The sequence below is a fragment of the Spirillospora sp. NPDC052242 genome, from assembly GCF_040679555.1.
Lineage (GTDB): Bacteria > Actinomycetota > Actinomycetes > Streptosporangiales > Streptosporangiaceae > Spirillospora.
The window spans coordinates 22,406-40,753 of record NZ_JBFAUZ010000035.1; the positions used below are offsets into that span (position 1 = coordinate 22,406).

General features: G+C 73.4%; 17 protein-coding genes. 7 read left to right on the top strand and 10 right to left on the bottom strand.

What is annotated here, in order from left to right; all coding sequences use genetic code 11:
* Positions 1-5 precede the first annotated feature (5 nt).
* Positions 6-359: an STAS domain-containing protein gene (locus AB0L25_RS26590; protein ID WP_500175409.1), complete on the bottom strand. Its 354-nt coding sequence runs from the start codon at positions 357-359 to the stop codon at positions 6-8.
* Between the two features lie 416 nt (positions 360-775).
* Between AB0L25_RS26590 and AB0L25_RS26595 the strand changes: the two genes are divergently transcribed.
* The 4 genes from AB0L25_RS26595 to AB0L25_RS26610 all read left to right on the top strand — a co-directional run bounded on the left by AB0L25_RS26595 (position 776) and on the right by AB0L25_RS26610 (position 4,075).
* Positions 776-1,450: a lysophospholipid acyltransferase family protein gene (locus AB0L25_RS26595; RefSeq protein WP_500175410.1), complete on the top strand. Its 675-nt coding sequence runs from the start codon at positions 776-778 to the stop codon at positions 1,448-1,450.
* Positions 1,451-1,531: 81 nt separating this feature from the next.
* Complete coding sequence (locus AB0L25_RS26600) at positions 1,532-2,236, top strand: hypothetical protein (protein ID WP_500175411.1); 705 nt, start codon at positions 1,532-1,534, stop codon at positions 2,234-2,236.
* A 65-nt stretch (positions 2,237-2,301) separates the two neighbouring features.
* A complete protein-coding gene (locus AB0L25_RS26605; protein WP_500175412.1) occupies positions 2,302-2,502 on the top strand; it encodes an NfeD C-terminal domain-containing protein in 201 nt (66 codons plus the stop codon).
* 232 nt (positions 2,503-2,734) lie between these two features.
* Entirely contained in the window at positions 2,735-4,075 is a 1,341-nt protein-coding gene (locus AB0L25_RS26610; RefSeq protein WP_500175413.1) for an SPFH domain-containing protein, read from the top strand.
* A gap of 48 nt (positions 4,076-4,123) precedes the next feature.
* Here AB0L25_RS26610 and AB0L25_RS26615 read toward each other — a convergent pair whose 3' ends face one another.
* The gene (locus AB0L25_RS26615; RefSeq protein WP_500175414.1) at positions 4,124-5,125 is read right to left on the bottom strand and encodes a hypothetical protein; all 1,002 of its coding nucleotides are present in this window, start codon (positions 5,123-5,125) and stop codon (positions 4,124-4,126) included.
* Between the two features lie 142 nt (positions 5,126-5,267).
* Between AB0L25_RS26615 and AB0L25_RS26620 the strand changes: the two genes are divergently transcribed.
* Positions 5,268-6,218, top strand: a complete 951-nt coding sequence (locus AB0L25_RS26620) for an alpha/beta hydrolase (RefSeq protein WP_500175415.1) — start codon at positions 5,268-5,270, stop codon at positions 6,216-6,218.
* A gap of 50 nt (positions 6,219-6,268) precedes the next feature.
* Here the strand turns inward: AB0L25_RS26620 and AB0L25_RS26625 are convergent, their stop codons facing one another.
* From AB0L25_RS26625 to AB0L25_RS26655, 7 genes are read right to left on the bottom strand one after another with little or no spacing between them, the layout of a single operon-like run.
* Positions 6,269-6,958 carry a putative N-acetylmannosamine-6-phosphate 2-epimerase gene (locus tag AB0L25_RS26625; RefSeq protein ID WP_500175416.1) on the bottom strand — a complete coding sequence of 230 codons (690 nt, stop codon included), beginning with the start codon at positions 6,956-6,958 and terminating at the stop codon, positions 6,269-6,271.
* The gene (locus AB0L25_RS26630) at positions 6,955-8,004 is read right to left on the bottom strand and encodes an ROK family protein (protein ID WP_500175417.1); all 1,050 of its coding nucleotides are present in this window, start codon (positions 8,002-8,004) and stop codon (positions 6,955-6,957) included. Before AB0L25_RS26630 ends, AB0L25_RS26625 begins: the two co-directional genes overlap by 4 nt.
* Complete coding sequence (locus AB0L25_RS26635; protein WP_500175418.1) at positions 8,001-8,948, bottom strand: dihydrodipicolinate synthase family protein; 948 nt, start codon at positions 8,946-8,948, stop codon at positions 8,001-8,003. Before AB0L25_RS26635 ends, AB0L25_RS26630 begins: the two co-directional genes overlap by 4 nt.
* Positions 8,945-9,961, bottom strand: a complete 1,017-nt coding sequence (locus AB0L25_RS26640) for an oligopeptide/dipeptide ABC transporter ATP-binding protein (RefSeq protein ID WP_500175419.1) — start codon at positions 9,959-9,961, stop codon at positions 8,945-8,947. Before AB0L25_RS26640 ends, AB0L25_RS26635 begins: the two co-directional genes overlap by 4 nt.
* On the bottom strand, positions 9,958-11,958 hold the full coding sequence (locus AB0L25_RS26645; RefSeq protein WP_500175420.1) for a dipeptide/oligopeptide/nickel ABC transporter permease/ATP-binding protein: 2,001 nt from the start codon (positions 11,956-11,958) through the stop codon (positions 9,958-9,960). The genes AB0L25_RS26640 and AB0L25_RS26645 overlap by 4 nt, the downstream gene beginning before the upstream one ends.
* On the bottom strand, positions 11,955-12,914 hold the full coding sequence (locus AB0L25_RS26650; protein WP_500175421.1) for an ABC transporter permease: 960 nt from the start codon (positions 12,912-12,914) through the stop codon (positions 11,955-11,957). The genes AB0L25_RS26645 and AB0L25_RS26650 overlap by 4 nt, the downstream gene beginning before the upstream one ends.
* 33 nt (positions 12,915-12,947) lie before the next feature.
* Positions 12,948-14,534 carry an ABC transporter substrate-binding protein gene (locus AB0L25_RS26655; RefSeq protein WP_500175422.1) on the bottom strand — a complete coding sequence of 529 codons (1,587 nt, stop codon included), beginning with the start codon at positions 14,532-14,534 and terminating at the stop codon, positions 12,948-12,950.
* Between the two features lie 174 nt (positions 14,535-14,708).
* On the opposite strand from AB0L25_RS26655, the gene AB0L25_RS26660 reads away from it, so the two are divergent.
* Positions 14,709-15,440, top strand: coding sequence for a FadR/GntR family transcriptional regulator (locus AB0L25_RS26660; protein WP_500175423.1), 732 nt, complete (start codon positions 14,709-14,711; stop codon positions 15,438-15,440).
* Between the two features lie 40 nt (positions 15,441-15,480).
* Here AB0L25_RS26660 and AB0L25_RS26665 read toward each other — a convergent pair whose 3' ends face one another.
* A complete protein-coding gene (locus tag AB0L25_RS26665) occupies positions 15,481-16,380 on the bottom strand; it encodes a Rieske (2Fe-2S) protein (protein ID WP_500175424.1) in 900 nt (299 codons plus the stop codon).
* Positions 16,381-16,611: 231 nt separating this feature from the next.
* On the opposite strand from AB0L25_RS26665, the gene AB0L25_RS26670 reads away from it, so the two are divergent.
* Complete coding sequence (locus AB0L25_RS26670; RefSeq protein ID WP_500175425.1) at positions 16,612-18,303, top strand: sialidase family protein; 1,692 nt, start codon at positions 16,612-16,614, stop codon at positions 18,301-18,303.
* The last annotated feature ends 45 nt before the right edge of the window (positions 18,304-18,348 follow it).

The following is an 18,348-nucleotide window of genomic DNA, read 5'->3' on the forward strand; positions in this document are numbered from 1 at the left end:
CGGGATCAGCCGCGGGTCGTGGACGGCATGGCGGCGAGGGCCTCGCGCAGCGTGTCGTGGACCGGCACGTACTTGTCGACTCCGGTGATGCTGAAGACGCGCTGGACGCGCTGCGGGAGCGCGACGAGCGCCAGGTGGGCGTCGCGCTCCAGGGCCCGCCGGTTCGCGATGACGATCACGTTGAGGCCGGTGGAGTCGCAGAACGTGACCTCGCGCATGTCGATGACGACCGGGCCGCCCGCGTCCACGACCCCGAGCAGCGTCTCCTCGAAGCGTTCGCGGGACACCACGTCGATGTCGCCCTTGACCCGGACGAGGGTGCAGCGGTCGTCCCGCATGAGGTTGATGTCGAAGTCCATGGTCACCTCCACGCGCCCCTGCTCAACGAGGTCCCCCCGGGGCCTCTCAGGTGACTCCTCAGCATTACCTACTCGGCGCCCGCATTCCAAGGCTTGCCGGTGAAAGGGCCAGGTCGCCCGAGCTTGTCCCCGGGACCGTAACACGCCCGGAGGGGGGTGCGGCGCACCGCCGCGGGCAAAAACTTACTCAGCAGAAACTTACCTTACAGTAATGAATGGCCCCGCGGATTGGATGCCGCGTCCAATGGGATGGATCTCACAGAACCGGCGCCGCCTCCCGGGAACTCTCTTCCGCGCGGCCCCTGACCAGGACCGGGACCATTTCGCCCTCACCCCGTGGTGAGAAAATCGGGGCGGTCGCACGGGCGGGGATCGACCCGGGCGTTACAGTGGCGTTGGCGAAATCGGGAGGCTGGATGTTCTACACGTTCATGACGCGCGTGGTGCGTCCGATCCTCTGGCTGCTTTTCCGCCCCAAGGTGGAGGGCGGGGAGAACGTGCCGAGCTACGGGCCCCTCATCGTCGCCAGCAACCACCTGTCGTTCATCGACAGCTTCATCATCCCGCTCGCGGTGCCGCGCCCGGTGACCTACATCGCCAAGGCCGACTACTTCGAGGGCGGCGGGCTGAAGAAGCGCTTCGTCCGCTGGTTCCTCACGAACCTCGGGCACGTCCCGGTCCGGCGCGGCGCCCGGCGCGCCGCCATGGGCGCCCTCGAGCAGGCCGCCGACGTGCTCGGCAACAGCGGCGCGTTCGCCGTCTACCCCGAGGGCACCCGCTCCCAGGACGGGCGCCTCTACCGCGGCCGCACCGGCATCGGCTGGCTCGTCCTGGAGTCCGGCGCGCGCGTCCTGCCCGTCGGCCTGGAGGGCACCGAGAAGATCCAGCCGATCGGCGCCGCCTGGCCGCGCTTCTTCGGCCCGCGCCCCACCGTCCGCATCGGCCCCCCGATGGACTTCTCCCACTACGCCGACCTGCCCCCGGCGAAGGCCCGCCGCGCCATCACCGACGAGATCGTCGAGACCATCCAGAAGCTCTCCGGGCAGGACTACGCCGGCTGCTACAACGAGCGCGCCGACCACCAGGCGTGACCACCGACGCTCCGGCCGGACCTGCCGTGCCGGGCGTGTCGCCGGGCCGGTTTCGCCCGCCCTGCCCGTAAGGTCGCGGGCATGGCGCACCGGCTCCTCCCGCTCGTCCTCGCGGCGGCCCTGACCGCCGCGGCGGTGTCCGCGTGCGGCGGCGACGAACCCGCCCGGACGTCCGGCGGCGGCGGGAGCGTCGCGGTAGCGGGCATCGGCTACACCTCCGACCAGCTCGCCCAGGCGCTGCTCACCGAGCTGACCGGCTACCAGCGCGGCGGCGACCCCGACCTCGGCGAGTACGGGACGCTCCGCGCCATCCGCAACGCCGCGCGCCTCCAGGACGGCGTGGAGCTCGACAAGCCCCGCTGCGGGAACGGCGCGGGCGGCCCCGGCGGGCGGATCCCCGCGAACGTCCCGGCCGCGCTCGTCACGTTCGCCAAGGGCAACGGCCAGACCGCGACCCAGACCCTCATGGCGATGCCGGCGGACGAGGCCGAGGAGCAGGTCAACGCGCGCGTCCCGTCCGGCTGCCTCACCTTCCGGACGCGGATCGGGTCGAAGTGGGCCGAGCACCGCGTCACCGAGTCGCCGCGCGGCGCGATCGGCCAGGGCTCCCGCACCGTCGGCGTCACGACGCTCGCCGGGACCGGCCACACGAAGGCGTGGTACGTCGTCTTCCGGGGCCGCGACTACCTCGCGACGATCACCGTCGTCGGGCCGAACGCGACCCGCGACGAGGCCGAGCGCATCGCCGCCGAGGCCCGCGAGCACGCGGGCCGATTCCTCCCCTGACACCCGCGGTGCCCAGCGGATAATCTTCCCCTAAGCGGCAGTGCGGACGATGGGCGGGAGAACTGTTGATCGGCAGGCAGGGCCGGGTCACCGGCAAGATCGGCCCCGGGCTCGTCGGCGAGGTCATGATCCCGATCCGCGGCGGCGTCGAGGCCTTCTACGCGCACCCCGTCGACCCCCGCGACGAGATCCCGGTCGGCACCCTCGTCATCGTCGTCGAGCACCAGCCCCCGCGAACCGTCTACGTGGCCCCCGCCTTCGGCTGACCCGAGGGCCGCACCGGGACGACGGGCACGCATCGGGACGCGCGGCATGCACCGGAAACGCGGCATGCGCGGCACCCGCCGGGAACGGGCGATCACGCACGGGTGAACATTCGTCCCGTTCGCCGGGAACTTCCGCGATGGCAGAACCGTTCGCGCGTCCGCCGCGTCCTATCGGTAACGCGGACGAGCCCTCCCGTACCGGGCCCGCCGCCCGAGCACGGAAGGGGGCCGGATGGCCATAATCATCGGCGCCGTCGTCGTCGGAATCATCGTCCTGATCATCCTGTTCAAGCTCATCTGGAAGGTGGCCGAGCCGAACGAGGCGCTGATCATCTCGGGGCTCGGGGCGCGGTCGAAGTCCGAGACGGGGCTCGACAGCCTCGGCTTCAAGATCGTCACCGGGAAGGGCACCGCGGTGCTCCCCGGCTTCCAGACCTCCCGCCGGCTGCGCCTGGACAGCCGCGCCGGCAACCTCGAGGTCCAGTGCGTCACCCAGCAGGGCATCCCGGTGCACGTCCGCGGCGTCGTCATCTACAAGGTCGGCGACGACCTCGTCTCGATCGCGAACGCGGCCCGCCGGTTCCTGGAGCAGCAGGCGTCCATGGACGGCGCCATCCACGAGCTGTTCACCGGCCACCTGCGCTCGATCATCGGCAACCTCACCGTCGAGGACCTCATCCTCAACCGGGAGCGGCTGACCAGCGAGACCCGCATGTCGGCCGCGGACGAGATGAGCAAGCTCGGCCTGATCGTCGACTCCCTCCAGATACAGGAGATCGACGACGAGACCGGCTACATCGTCAACCTCGGCCGCCCGCACGCCGCCCGCGTCGCGTCCGCGGCCCGCATCGCCGAGGCGGAGCGCAACCAGGAGGCGACCCGCCGCGAGCAGGAGACCGAGCGGGAGAACGCCGCCGTCATCCGCGACACCGAGATCAAGAAGGCCGAGTACAACGGTGAGGTGAAGCAGGCGGAGCAGCAGGCCCGCCAGGAGGTCATCCTCCGCGAGACCCGCAACGCCGAGCTGGAGGCGGAGCGCACCGAGAAGCGGCTCGAGTCGGAGATCCGCAAGCCCGCCGACGCCCGCGCGTACGAGCAGGTCAAGCTGGCCGAGGCCCAGCGCGACGAGCGCATCGCCTACGCGGACGCCGCCAAGAAGGAGGCGGAGCGCCAGGCCGACGCGACCCGCGTCATGGGCGAGGCCCAGGCGGACGCCATCCGCCAGAAGGGCCTCGCCGAGGCCGCGGCCATCAAGGCCCGCGCGGAGGCCCTCGCCGAGAACACCGACGCGGTCATCGCGCAGCAGCTCGCGGAGAAGTGGCCGGAGATCGTCGAGGCGGGCGCCGAGGTGTTCGGCAACGTCGACAACATGGTGGTCCTGAACGGCGCCCAGGGCGTCGAGGACATGCTCGCCAAGGCCCTCACGCTCGGCGGCACCGGCCTCGGCGTCGCCCGCCAGCTCCTCGGCAACCTCAACGCGACGCCCGCCGCGCAGCCCGCGGTCAACGGCCACGCCCCCGACAAGCCCGTCCCCGCGGAGATCCCGAAGCCCGCGCCCCCCAAGGAAGACTGACCCGACCCACAGAGGCCCCCGGCCACCGGCCGGGGGCCTCCGCACGTCCTAACCGGCGAGCACGTCCGTGGCCGCCCGCAGCCGCCGGTAGTGGTCGGTGTGGACGTCCCGGAACCCCGGGTACGGTTCCGCGGCGGCCGGATCCGGGGTCAGGACGGCCGCCCGCCGATCGGACTCCTCGATGACGAGCGAAGCGAGGGCGATCATGCGCAGGTCGTCCGGCACCCGCTCCTTGAACCGGACGATCCGCCGCTCCCACAGGACGCCCGAGTTCCGGTCGATCTGCGCGAACGCCGTCCCGTGCACATCGACGAAGGACGAGTAGTTCGCCGCGTGGTTCACCGCTTGCGGAATGTTGATCGATACCTTGGCGCACCGCAGAACGCCGCGCCGGACGTCGTAGAAGTAGCCGTATCGCTGGTGCAGCTCGTCGTCCAGCCCGCGCGGGAACTGGTCCCAGAACTCGCCGTACGGGTGGTCGGAGAAATCGAACCCGGTGCGCCCGACGACCCGTCCGTCCGGCCGCACGACCACGCACGAACGGTAGATCGACAGGCCGGACGTCGCCGCCGGTCCGACCTCCTCCATCTCCGCGAAGTCGACGAAGAACAGCGGAGTGCCGTCGGGGTTCTCGAACCGGAACACGATCCGCGGCGCGATCCGCGCGGACGAGCCGAGGGCCTCGGCGAGCCCGTCGACACGGGCCGGATGCACGATCTCGCGCACCCGCGCGACGATCGCGCCGTCCGGTGCCGTGACCTGCGAGCAGGACGCGTTGCCCCGCCACCGGGCGTACAGGATCGACGTCTTCAGGACGTCGGCCGGGGTCTCCGCGGACCAGTCACCGTGCTCGATCGGCTCCGCGTCGACGACGCCCTCAAGCCCTTCCGGCCCGGCGAACAGGACGGGCAGCCGCCCCGGCTGCGCACGCGCGCCCGCCCAGCCGAAGACGGCGAACAGGACCACCGCGACCGCGCAGGCGATGTGCGCCGCGGGCCAGAGCTGCGTGCCGGCCGACGACGAGGGGAGCGTGCGGCGTCGAGCGACCAAGCTACACAAATCGTGAAATCGTCTCCAGTTTCGGTTATTCATGAAGTGCGAATAAGGGATGTCCGAAATTCGCATCGGGGGTGCGGACCGACCCGGAAGATCATTATGAGGTAGGATGTCCCATGTCCAGGATGGAGGGTTTATGGCGGAGTGCGAGTTCGATGCGGACGTCGCCGCGTGGTTGGGGGCGCGGGCGCTCGATCCGACGGCCGCGGACGCGTCGGTCGAGGGGGCGCGGCGGCACTCGGCCGCGGTGAACGACCGGTCGCGGGCGCTGCTCGCGGACCCGTTCGTCCCGGCGGACGAGCGCGACGAACGGATCGACACCCCGGACGGGTCCGTGCCCCTGCGGGTGATCGAGCCCGCGAACCGTGTCGACGGGGCCACGATCCTGTTCTTCCACGGCGGCGGGTGGATCGCCGGGGACATGCGCACGCACCTGCAGCACATGCGCCGCCTCGCCGCCGGGACCGGACGGACGGTCGTCGGCGTCGACTACCGGCTCGCCCCCGAGCACCCGTACCCGGCGGCGTTCGACGACTGCCTCGCCGCGACCCTGCACGTGGCCCGGGCGTCCGGGCCGGACGAGCGCGTCGCCGTCGCCGGGGACAGTGCGGGCGGCCAGCTCGCGGCGTCCGTCGCCATCGCCTGCCGGGACGCCGGGGTGCCGCTCGCGGGCCAGTTGCTGATCGTCCCGGTCCTGGACGTCGCGGGCGGCTACGCCGACCCGGCCGTGAACGCGCGGTACCCGTCCCGGGCGAAGCGGGCCGAGGGGTACGGGCTCACGTTGGACGGCATGCGCTGGTTCAGCGAGCTGTACGCGGGTCCCGGCGACGACTGGCGGGTGTCGCCGCTGCGCGCCGCCGACCTGGCGGGCGTCGCGCCCGCGATCGTGCACACCGCCGGGTACGACCCGCTGTGCGACGAGGGCGACGCGTACGCGGCGGCGCTGCGGGACGCCGGGGTCGCGGTGGTCCACCGGACGTGGCCCACGCTCAACCACGGGTTCTTCGGGCTCGGCGGCGTGTCGGCGGCGGCCGAGACCGCCGCCGCCCGCGCCACGGCCGACCTGCGCGACCTCCTCGACGGGTAGCCGCACGGAAAGAGGCCGGTCCCGTGGGGACCGGCCTCTTCCGCGTCACGTCAGCGCGACAGTGCCGCGGCGAAGCGGGCGGTGATCCACTGGGGGTCGGTGATGGCGGTGCCGACGACGACCGATGTCGCGCCCGCCTCGATCGCGGCGGCGGCGGCGTCGGGCGAGTGGTAGCGGCCCTCGGCGATGAGCAGCGCGTCGGGGAGCGCGGCGCGCAGCGCGCGGACGAGGCCGATGTCCGGACCGTCCGGCACCGGGCCGGGGCCGGTGTAGCCGGCCAGGGTCGTGGCGATCATGTCCGCGCCCGCCTCGGCCGCCGCGACACCCTCGTCGAGCGTTGCGACGTCCGCCATGAACAGCGCTCCCGCGTCGTGGACGGCGGCGATCGAGTCGGCCACCGGGCGTCCGTCCGGGCGGGGACGGGACGTGGCGTCGGCCGCGACGACCGACGCGCCCGCGGCGACCACCGCGCGGGCCGCTTCGACGGTCGGGGTGATGAACACGCCGTCCGTCCCGTCCTTGGTGAGGCCGATGACGGGCACGGCGACCGCGTCCGCGATGGCGGCGACGTCCGCGACGCCGCCGACGCCGCCGCAGCGGATCGCGACGGCGCCGCCCGCCTCGGCGGCCCGCGCCGACCGGGTGAGGGCGGCGGTGTCGCGCAGCGGGTGCCCGTGCCCGGCCTGGCACGACACGATCAGCCGGCCCCGGACGAGCGCGGCGAACTCCTCGGGCGTCACGAATCCTCCATGGTTCGGGCGAGCAGGGCGGCGCCGGTGAGCGGCGCGTCGGTGCCTAGGGCGGCGGGCAGGATCGGGGTCGCGCGCAGCGGCGGCAGCGCCTCCGCGCGGAATGCGGCGGCGACCGCGTCGAGGAACGGCGCGCCGAGCTGCGCGACGCCGCCGCCGATCACGACGGCGTCCGGGTCGAGGACGGCGAGGACCCCGGCGAGCGCCCGGCCGAGCAGCGTCCCGGCCCGGCCGGGGTCCCCGGTGGCCGCGATGGCCGGGCCGGAGACGGCGGCCTCCAGGTGGTCGCGGCGCCCGCAGCCGCACGGCACCGGCCCCCGTTCGGGAACCAGCAGGTGCGCGAGTTCCCCGGCGGTGCCGTGCGCCCCGTGGTCGAGCCGTCCGCCGGTGGTGAGCGCGCCCCCGACGCCCGTCCCGACCGACACGTGCAGGACGCGGTGGAACCCGGCGCCCGCGCCGCGCCGGGCCTCGCCGAGCCCCATGGCCCGGACGTCGTTCGCGACCGCGACGGGCAGGCCCGTCAGGTCCGCGAGCGCCTCCCGCACCGGCGTCCCCGACCAGCCGGGCAGCACGTCGGTCGCGGACACGACGCGCCCGGACGCCGGGTCGACGACCCCCGGAGCCCCGACCCCGAGCCCCCGCACCCCGAGCGCCCGCAGCCGTTCGCCGGTCCCGCCGGATGGGCCGACGCCGGTGGTCCGGCCGTCCCCGGGCGGTGTGCCGCCGGTGCCGCGGTCGGCGGGGCGGTCGTCCGGCGTTTCGGTCCGGGGTTCGCCGCGCGAGGGGCGGTCGGCTCCGGCCGTGGGGGCGCCGCGGTCGGCGTCGTGCGGAAGGCCGCCGCCCGGGGGTCGGCTCTCGTCGCGGGCGTTCTCGGCGAGGTCGTCCAGCAGCCGGGCGGCGGCGGCGAGGACGGCCTGCCCGCCGCCCTCGGGAGTTGGGACGCGGCCGCGGTGCAGGACCGTTCCCTCCGCGTCCGCCAGCGCGGCGGCGATCTTGGTGCCGCCGATGTCGAGCGCGGCGTACCGGACGGCGGTCACAGCAGGCCCGCGGCGACCAGCCGCTCGCGCACGCGTCCGGTCTCGGTCGCGTCCAGCTGCACCTGCGGCGGCGCGGTGACCGGGTGGTCGATGACGCCGAGGAGGTGCAGCGCGGCCTTGAACGCGCCGAGCGCCGACGAGCCACGGCCCATCCGGTCGGTCGCGCCCGCGTTGACGATGTCGAACAGGCGCAGCAGCCGCTCCTGCTCGGCGCGGGCGTCGTCCCACCGGCCCGCGAGGCAGTGCCGGTACAGCCGGACGTACCCGGCGGGGTCGACGTTGCCGAGGCCCGGGACGACCCCGTGGACGCCCATCGCGACGGCGGTGTCGACGGTCAGTTCGGCGCCGGTGAGGACGCTGAACCCGTCGATCCCGGCGTCGCGCTGCGCGAGGAGGAGGGTGCGCAGGGCGCCGTCGTCGCCGCTGGAGTCCTTGACGCCCGCGAGGACGCCCTCGACGGCGAGCCGCAGCAGCATCGCGCCGTCCAGCTTCGAGTGGACGGACACCGGCAGGTCGTAGGCGTAGACGGGGACGGGCACGGCGGCGGCGACGCGCCGCAGGTGGTCCTCGATTTCGGCCGGGTGGGTGCGGGTGTAGAAGGGGGCGGTCACGACGATCCCGGCGCAGCCGGCCTCGGCGGCGGTGCGGGCGTGCTCGATCACCCGGGGGGTGGTCATGTCGATGACGCCGCCGAGGACGGGCACCCGCCCCGCGGCGTGCTTGACCGCGGTCTCCAGGACGGTCCGCCGGTGCCCGTCGGGGAGGAACGCGACCTCGCTCGTCGAGCCCAGCACGAACAGGCCGTCCACGCCGGCGCCGATGAGGTGGTCGACGAGCCGTTCCAGGGACGGCACGTCCACGTCGAGGCCGGGGGTCAGCGGGGTGCAGACGGGCGGCACGACGCCACCGAGCCGGGTGGGGGCGGGGGCGGGAGCGGTGGTCACGGCTTCTCCTGGGAGGCGGTCGGGACGGTGAGGTCGGACGGGTCGGTGACGGGGTGCAGGCACCGGTACCGGTGCAGCGGATCGGACGCGGCGGTGAAATCGGGCATCGCGTCGGCGCACGCGTCGGTGGCGCGGGGGCAGCGGGTGCGGAACGGGCAGCCGGACGGGGGGCGGACGGCCGAGGGGACGGGCCCGTCGAGCCGGATCGGCTCCATCGGGTCGAGCAGGCTCGGCGTCGCGGACAGCAGCGCGCGGGTGTACGGGTGGCGGGTGCCGTCGGCGGCGACCGTCCGGGCGGGCGCGTCCTCGACGATCCGGCCGAGGTACATCGTCACGATGCGGTCGGACATGCGGCGGACGGTCTGGATGTCGTGGGAGACGAACACCATCGACAGGCCGAGCCGGTCCTTGAGGTCGAGCAGCAGGTTGAGGATCTGCGCCCGGACGGACACGTCGAGCGCCGACGTGGGTTCGTCGGCGACGAGCAGGGCCGGGTCGAGCATCAGCGCGCGGGCGATCGCGACGCGCTGCCGCTGCCCGCCGGACAGTTGCGCGGGCAGCGCGGCGGCCGTCGACGGCGGCAGCCCCACGAGCGACATCAGTTCCCGGACGCGCTCGTCCCGTTCGGCGGGCGTGCCGCGTTTGTGCACGTCGAGGGGGTCGCGGAGGATGGTGCGGACGGGCAGCCGCCGGTTGAGGGCGGTGGCGGGGTCCTGGAAGACCATCCCGACGGCCGCGCCGATCCGGGCGGCCCGCTCGGCGCGGCCGAGCCCGCCGAGGTCGTCCCCCTCGAACAGGACGGTGCCGGACGTGGGCCGCAGCAGCCCGACGAGCACCTTCGCGAGCGTCGACTTGCCGCACCCGGACTCGCCGACGATCCCGACGGTCTCGCCGGGCGCGATCGCGAGGTCGGCGCCGGTCAGCGCGTGCACGACGTCCCGCCGGAAGGGGGAGCCGCCGCGCGCGGGGAGCCGCACGTGCACGTCGCGGAGTTCCATCACGGGGGTGGTCATCGCTGCTCTCCCGTCTCGGCCGGAACCTGCCCGGCCACGTCGTCGGCCAGTGCGTCGGCCGGGTGGTGGCAGGCGAACGCGTGCCCTTCCGGGGTGCCGGACGGCTCGGGCCGCCGGGCGCACGCGGCGGTCGCCGCCGCGCACCGGTCGGCGAACCGGCAGCCCGGCGGGAAGCCGGACGGGGACGGCACGACGCCCGGGATCTGCACGGGCCGCGCGTCCGGGGTCTCCAGCGACAGCACCGCGCCGAGCAGGCCGCGCGCGTAGTGGTGGCGGGGCGCGGCGACGACCCGGGAGGTGACGCCCGCCTCGGCGACCTGCCCGCCGTACATGACGACGACGCGGTCGGTGACGTCGGCGACGAGCGCGAGGTCGTGCGAGACGAGGATGAGCGCGAAGCCGAGTTCCTCGCGGAGCCGCAGCAGCAGCCGCATGACCTCGGCCTGGACGGTGACGTCGAGCGCGGTGGTCGGCTCGTCGGCGACGACGAGGCGCGGGTCCCGCGACAGCGCCATCGCGATCAGCACTCGCTGCCGCTGGCCGCCGGACAGCTCGTGCGGGTAGCTGCGGAGCGTCCGGTGCGGGTCGAGGCCGACGAGGGTCAGCAGTTCCTCGGGGGTGCGGGTGCCGCCGCGGCGGGTGAGCTGCCGGAGCTGCGCGCGGATCGTCATCGCCGGGTTCAGCGACGACAGCGCGTCCTGGTAGATCATCGCCATGTCGTGGCCGAGCAGCCCGCGCCGCTCGCGGGCGGGCATGGTCCGCAGGTCGCGGCCGTCGAACAGCAGCCGCCCGCCGAGCCGCGCCGCCCGCGGCTCCAGCCCCATGATCGCGAGACTGGTGAGGCTCTTGCCGCAGCCGCTCTCGCCGACGAGCCCGACGACCTCGCCGGGACGCACGTCCAGCGACACCCCGTCGACGACGTTCACGTCGCCGTAGCGGTCGGGGAAGGCGATGGTGAGGTCCTCGACGCGCAGCAGCGGCTCGCCCTCGGGGAGGGGGCGGGCGCGTTCGGTGAGGCGCCGCCCGGCCTCGTGCAGGCCGTCGCTCAGCACCCGCGCCGGTTCGCCGGACGGCGCCGCCGTGCGGCCGCCGTCGCTGTCCTTGCCGTCGCTGTCCTTGCCCCCGTCGTTCTTGCCCCCGTCGTCCTTGCCGCCGGCCCGGTCGGCGGGCGCGGCCCAGGCGTCCGAGATGCCCTCGGACAGGATGTTCAGCACCAGCACCGTGACGAGGATGAACAGGCCGGGGAAGAACGTCGCCCACCAGCCGCCGGACAGGACGAGCGCCTTGCCGTAGGCGATGACGCTGCCCCAGGACGGGTCGGGGTCCTGCACGCCCGCGCCGATGAACGACAGGCTCGCCTCGAACACGATCGCGTTCGCGACGATGATCGTGACGAAGACCAGGACGGGCGCCGCGCAGTTGATCAGCACGTGGCGGCGCAGGATGTGCGCGCGCCCGGCGCCGATGATCTGCTCGGCGGCGACGTAGTCCTCGCCGTACTGCGACATGACGTTGGCGCGGACGACCCGCGCGACCTGCGGCACGTACAGGAACGCGATCGTGCAGACCAGCACCGGCAGGCTCTTGCCGAACACGGTGACGATCACCGCGGCGAGCGCGACGGCCGGGAACGCCATCACGACGTCGAGGCACCGCATGACCAGTTCGTCCACGGCGCGGTGCGAGGTCGCCGCGAGCGAGCCGAGCAGCGCCCCGACGACGAGCGCCAGCAGCGCGGCGCCGAGGCCGATGGCGAGCGACCAGCGCGCCCCGTGCATGACGCGGGCGAAGACGTCCCGGCCGACCCGGTCGGTGCCGAACCAGTGGTCGGCGGACGGCGCCTGCCCGGCGACGCCCGTGGTGAGCGGGTCGTGCCCGCTGATCAGCGGGGCGCACAGCGCCGCCAGCACGATCAGCAGGAGTATCGCCAGCGCCGCCCGGGACGCCGGCCGCAGCCGGCGCACCGCGCCGGTCGCCGCACCGAGCGGTCCGCTCATCGCGTCGCTCCCTTCAGCCGCGGGTTCGCGAACAGGTACAGGACGTCCACCAGCAGGTTCACCAGCAGGAAGCTGACCGCGACGCACAGCACGACGCCCTGCACGAGGGCGAGGTCCCCGGCGGTGACGGCCTGCATGATGAGCGTGCCGAGGCCGGGCAGCCCGAAGATCGCCTCGATGACGACCGTGCCGCTGAGCAGGTAGCCGATCTGCAGGCCGAGGACGGTCAGCGGGGTGATGAGCGCGTTGCGCAGCACGTTGCGCGCGACGACGACCGACCGCGGGAGCCCGCCGCCGATCGCCGTCCGGACGTAGTCGCGGTCGAGTTCCTCGACCATCGCGGTGCGCACTACGCGGGCGAGCTGCGAGCCGACGGGCAGCGCCACCGCGACCGCGGGGAGCGCGAGGCTGCGCAGCCACTCGCTCACCGAGTCGGCCGGGTTGACGTAGCCGCCGGTCGGGAACCAGCCGAGGCGCAGCGCGAACCACTGGATCAGCAGGATGCCGAGCCAGAACGACGGCATCGCGACACCGGCCATGGACAGCGCGCGGATGGCCTGGTCGGGCCAGCGGTCCCGGAACAGCGCCGCCGTGACGCCCAGCGCGAGGGCGACGAGCACGCCGAGCAGCACCGACAGCACCGCGAGCTGGAGCGTCAGCGGGAACGCGGTCGAGACCGCCTCGGTGACCGGACGGCTCGGCGCCGCCGTCACCCCGAGGTCGCCCCGCACCAGGTCGCCGAGGAACCGGGCGTACCGGACGGGCAGGGGGTCGTTCAGTCCGTGCTCCGCCGCGTACGCGGCGCGCGCCTCGGGCGTGGAGCCCTCGCCGAGGGCGTTGTAGGCGGGGTCGCTCGGAGAGAACCTCAGGACGACGAAGACGAGCAGCGTGACGCCCAGCACCATCGGTACCAGGAGCAGCAGCCGGCCCAGCGCCATCCGCAGGATCGTGGCCATGGATCGATGTCCGTTTCGTCTGCGGTCAGGCGGTCACGCGCGGCCGACGTCGAGGAACGACAGGCCGGTCGTGGCGAGCGGCCGGAAGCCGGACAGCGCGTCGCCGTTCCAGGCGGTCGGCAGCTTGCGGTGGAAGATCGGGTAGAGCGCGGCCTGCTCGGCGACGATGTTCATCGCCTCGGCCCACATCCGCTTCCGCGCGGCGGCGTCGGTCTCGCGGGCGGCGTCGTCGAGCAGTTCGACGACCTTCTTCGCCTCGGCCGTCCCGGAGTTGTAGCTGCGGGTCTCCGGCCAGGTCCCGACGTAGAACCAGCGCATCAGCAGGTCGACGTCGTTGCCGAACACCGACGGGTCGCCGGGCGCGGCCATGACCTGGTACTTGCCGTTGTCGACCTTGTTGGCGTACTGGCCGCCGGACTGCCCGACGTTCAGCGTCGTCCGCACGCCGATGGCGTCCCAGCTCTGCTTGATCAGCGGGACGCAGTCCTTGACGAAGTCGGTGTCGGTGGTGACGAGCTCGACTTCGAGGCCGCTCACGCCCGCGTCCTGGAGCAGCTTCTTCGCCTTCGCCGGGTCGTGCGCGTACACCGTGGACGCCCGCGCGTAGTCGGGGTGGCTCTCGGGCAGGAACCCGGTCGCGGCGGCGGCGTTGCCGAGCAGCGCCGTCTCGATCATCTTGTCGGTGTCGATCGCGTACTGCAGCGCCTGCCGCACGCGGACGTCGTCGAACGGCTTCTTCTTGCAGTTGAACATCAGGAACAGCAGCCCGAAGCTCTGCACGGATTGGACGTCCATGGTCTTCGACAGTTCCTTGACGTTCAGGTACGGGACGGCCTCGATCGCCTGGACGCGCTCGGACTGCAGGGCGGTGACGCGCGCGGACGGGTCGGTGATGAGCAGCCACGTCATCGTCGGGACCTTCGCGGGCCGCGGCCCGTTGTACCCGTCGAACTTCTCGAACTTCAGGCCGCTGCCGGCGTTCGCGGCGGTCAGCCGGAACGGCCCGGACCCGACGGGCAGCGCGTCGAACTTCTTCTGGTCCGCCTCGACGATCTTCTTCGGGACGATCCGGACGATCGACAGCCGCTCGGCGAACAGCGCGAACGCGTACTTGAGCTTGAACTCGACGGTCCGGGCGTCGACCTTCTTCACGCCGTCGAGGAACGGGAGGAACTGCGCGAACAGCGACTCGTTGTCGGGGTCGAGCACCCGCTCGAAGCTGAACACGACGTCGTCGGCGGTGACCTCCGACCCGTCGTGGAAGGCGGCGCCGTCCCGGATCGTCACCCGGTAGGTGGTGTCGTCGACCTGCTCGGGGTCGGCCTTGGCGAGCGCGTTGAACGGCTTGCGGGTGACCGGGTCGAGGTCGACGAGCGGTTCGAGGACGTGCTGGTTCGCGGCGGTGGCGACCGCGCTGGAGGACGTCATCGGGTCGAAGCCGCCGGACAGCGCGTAGGAGAGGGCGGCCTGGATGCCGGTCCCGTTCCCGGAGCCGCCGGTCGAGGACGGTCCGCTGCAGGCCGACAGGCTCGCGGTGATGGCCGCGGCGGCGCCGAGCATGCCGGTGTAGCGCAGGAAGTCGCGGCGGTCGAGGCCGCCGCCGCGCGGGAGATCGGTCACGTCGTCTCCAGGGGTCGGAGGGGTGGGAGGGCGACGGGGAGAAGGGATGTAGGACATCCAACGTCACTTGTCGGTGTACCGTAGGCGTCGGCAACGGCCCGGTCAAGTGTCGAGCCGGCCGCGGCGCCCGGGACGAACCCGGGCGCACCGGACGCGAAGGGGGAACGGGACGCGATGACCGCCGGTCGCACGCGTGGACGCACCACGAGCAGCCGCAACAGCCGCACCGAGGAGGTGCAGCAGCGGGTCAAGCAGCTCATCCTCGAGCGCGGCCTCGCCGTCGGCGACCCGATGCCCACCGAGTTCGAGCTCGTCGAGGAACTGGACGTCAGCCGCAACTCGCTCCGCGAGGCCCTCAAGGCCCTCCAGGCTGTCGGGATCGTGGAGATCCGGCACGGTTTCGGGATGTACGTCGGCAGCATGTCGCTCGGCGCGCTGGTCGACGAGCTGACCTTCCACGCCCGCATCTCCAAGCGGCAGGGCCGCGATGACCTCGCGCACCTCGTCGACATCCGCGAGATCCTCGAGCGCGGCCTCATCGACCAGGTCATCGACCGCGGCCTGAACTCCGGCACCCCCGAACTCGACGAGGTCATGCGCCGGATGGAGGCGGAGGCCGACGCGGGGCAGGTCACCCCCGAGACCGACCGGCTGTTCCACGAGCTGCTCTACCGGCCGCTCGCGAACCCGATCGTCAACCAGCTCCTCGGCGCGTTCTGGGACGTCTACCGCACCCTGCAGCACGACCTCGCCCCGGTCGTCCAGGAGGCGCACGACGTGGCCGAACGGCACCGCGACATCTACGACGCGCTGCGCGCGGGCGACCGGTCGGCCGCCGCCGCCGCGATGGCGGCCCACTTCCGCGGCATCCGCGACCGCCTCGAACTCGGCGCCGCCGGGAACTGACGCCCCGCCGACGGGTCAGGTGGGCCGTCCTACGAACCGCTCAGGTGGTGGAAGCCCGCGCCAGGCCCCCGCGAATCTTCCGCCGCGGCCGCTCCGCGGCGTCCTCGCGGCCTTCCACCGGGACGTCCTTCGGCGGGACGCGCACCTCGATGCGCCCGTCCTGGATCCGCGTCTCGTAGCAGGGCTCCGGCGAACTGGCCGGACCGCGCACGATGCCGCCGTCCTCCAGCCGGAAGGTGCTGCCGTGCCAGGGGCACGTGACGCACCCGTCCTCGAAGGACCCCTCGTCGAGCGGGCCGCCCATGTGGGTGCAGGTGGCGGCCAGCGCGAACACCCGCCCGCCGTCCCGGTACAGCAGGATCGGCGTCCCGTCGGCCTCGACCCGGCGGGGCGCGCCCTCGGCGAGGTCGGCGTCGTCCAGCAGCGGCGTCCACGCCTCCGGGTCCTGCTGCCACGCGGTGCGGTTGACGTTGACGCCCTGGACGAACGACAGGTGCCCGCCCAGGTAACCGCCGATGCCCAGCACGCCGGCCCCGGCGTACCCGAGCGCCCGGCCCGCCCGGCGGTTGCCGCGCCCGCGCATCACCATCGATGCCACGAACAGGCTCAGCGCCGTGCTGTTGGCCATCGCGTGGACCAGCCCCACCCGCCGCTCCGCGCCGAGGGTGTCGGACCAGTCGTTCGCCCCGGTCAGCGCGGTCGGCACCGCGCTGACGATCCCGACCTTCACCAGCAGGTCCGCCGCGGGCTCGGCGGCGCGCCCGCCGATGGCGTCCAGCAGCGCGGCCATGTTCCACGCGCCGATCGTGACGTCGGTGAGCGCCGGGTGCAGTGGATGCCCGAGACTCGTCCCGCTGAGCAGGTTGCGGATCGCCCGCGGCCGCACCGCCCGTCCGGCGGCCTTGGAGACGGGCTTCGCGACGCCGTCGAGCGCCTCCATCTCCCCCAGTCGACGCGCTGCCCGGTGCGGCATGCTCATTTCGCCCTCCCCGTTCACGGTGGTCACGCTCGGTGGTCGCCCTGCCTCGTTCATCGCCTCCCTATCCGGCAGACGCGCAGGAAAACCCCAAAGCCCACCGGCAGGCCGCCGTCCGAGGGTTGACGCGGCCGCCGTCCCCGCCTAACTTCACCCCGCAAGAGGACATCCCATGTCCCATATCGGAGGTAAGACATGCCCCCGCACCCCCGAGCCGCGGCCGTCGCCACGGCCGCCGTCGCCGCCCTCGCCCTCCTCGCCCCGCCCGCCCACGCCGCCACCGGCCAGTCGGCCACCGTCACGCAGGACTGCACGTCCGGCCGTATCCAGGAAACGGTCGTCAACGACACGGCGGCCGCCACGACCTTCACCCTCACCTGGCCCGGCCAGGGAACCTGGACCGCCCGCGTCGCCCCCGGCGACCGCGCCCACTTCCACTTCACCAAGCCGTCCGGCACCGCCTACACGTTCCGCACGACGACCCCGCAGGGCTTCGACCAGACCGACTCCGGCGTCCTCGACTGCTCGAACGCGCTCAGCGTCCGCGCCGCCATGGACTGCGCCGCCCCGCATCGCCTCCGCCTGCTTCTCGACAACCGCTCGGAGACCACCAGGCGGTTCACCGTCGCGTGGCCCGGCCGCACCGGCTCCCCCTGGACCGTCGACGTCCCCGCCCGCTCCGGCCACGACGGCCTCTACTGGACGGTCCCCGACGGAACCCCGTACACGTTCAACGTGTCGTCGGGCTCCTGGTCCCGCACCGTCTCGGGCACCTCGGGGTGCGGCGTCCAGTCCGGCGAGCCGGGCATGAACGCCAAGACCGTCCTCACGACCTCCACGGTCATCGACGGCCTCGGCAAGCCCGCGAAGTCCGTCCGCATCCCCGGCCTCGCCGTCGCCAACGACGGGACGATCGTCGCCGTCATGGACGCCCGCGTCGACGGCAGCTACGACCTCGGCGGCGGCACGAACAACATCCAGATCGCGATGACCCGCAGCACCGACGGCGGCGCGACCTGGACGACCCCGAAGATCATCGCGAAGCCGGCGACGACCTCGCAGGGCTACGGCGACCCGAGCCTCCTCGTCGACCGCACCACCGGCAAGATCTTCTGCTTCTTCACGTACGCCCCGAAACCCGGCGTCGGCTTCTGGGGCTCCACGCCGGGCGACACGTCCGAGACGTCCACCACCAACACCCACATCACCTACATCACCTCGACCGACGGCGGCGCCTCCTGGAGCGCCCCGGTCGACCTGAACCCGCACGTCCGCAAGCCCGACTGGGCGGGCATGTTCGCCTCCTCAGGCCACGGCGTCCAGCTCGACTCCGGCCGCCTCGTCCAGCCGATCGTCTACATGGACTCAGGCGGCGCCACCCACGCCGCGAACATCTACTCCGACGACCACGGCGCCAGCTGGCACAACGGCACCACCGCCGCCTCCGGCGTCAACGAGAGCAAGCTGATCCAGCGCTCCACCGGCCGCGTCGCGCAGAACATGCGCCACAACGCGGGCGGCGACCGCTGGTACGCGATGGCCGACGACGTCACCGCCCCGTGGGGCACCGCCTGGAAGAGCGGCCTGATCGACCCGGGCAACAACGGCGACGAGATCTCGTACCTGCGGCCCGGCGCGGGCACCCCGTCCCTCACGGACGTCGCCCTGCACAGCAACACCGCCGACACGTCCCGCACCGACCTGACCGTCCGCCTCAGCCGCGACGACGGCGCGAGCTGGCCGCACCACGCCCTCCTCAAGCCCGGCGCGTCCGGCTACTCCACCCTCGCCGTCCTCCCCGACGGCTCCGTCGCCGCCCTCCACGAGATCGGCGACACCGGCGGCATCGTCTTCACCCGCTTCACCCTCCCCTGGCTAGAGAACTGACACCCCGCCCCACGAGGCCCGGCCGGACCACCCGTCCGGCCGGGC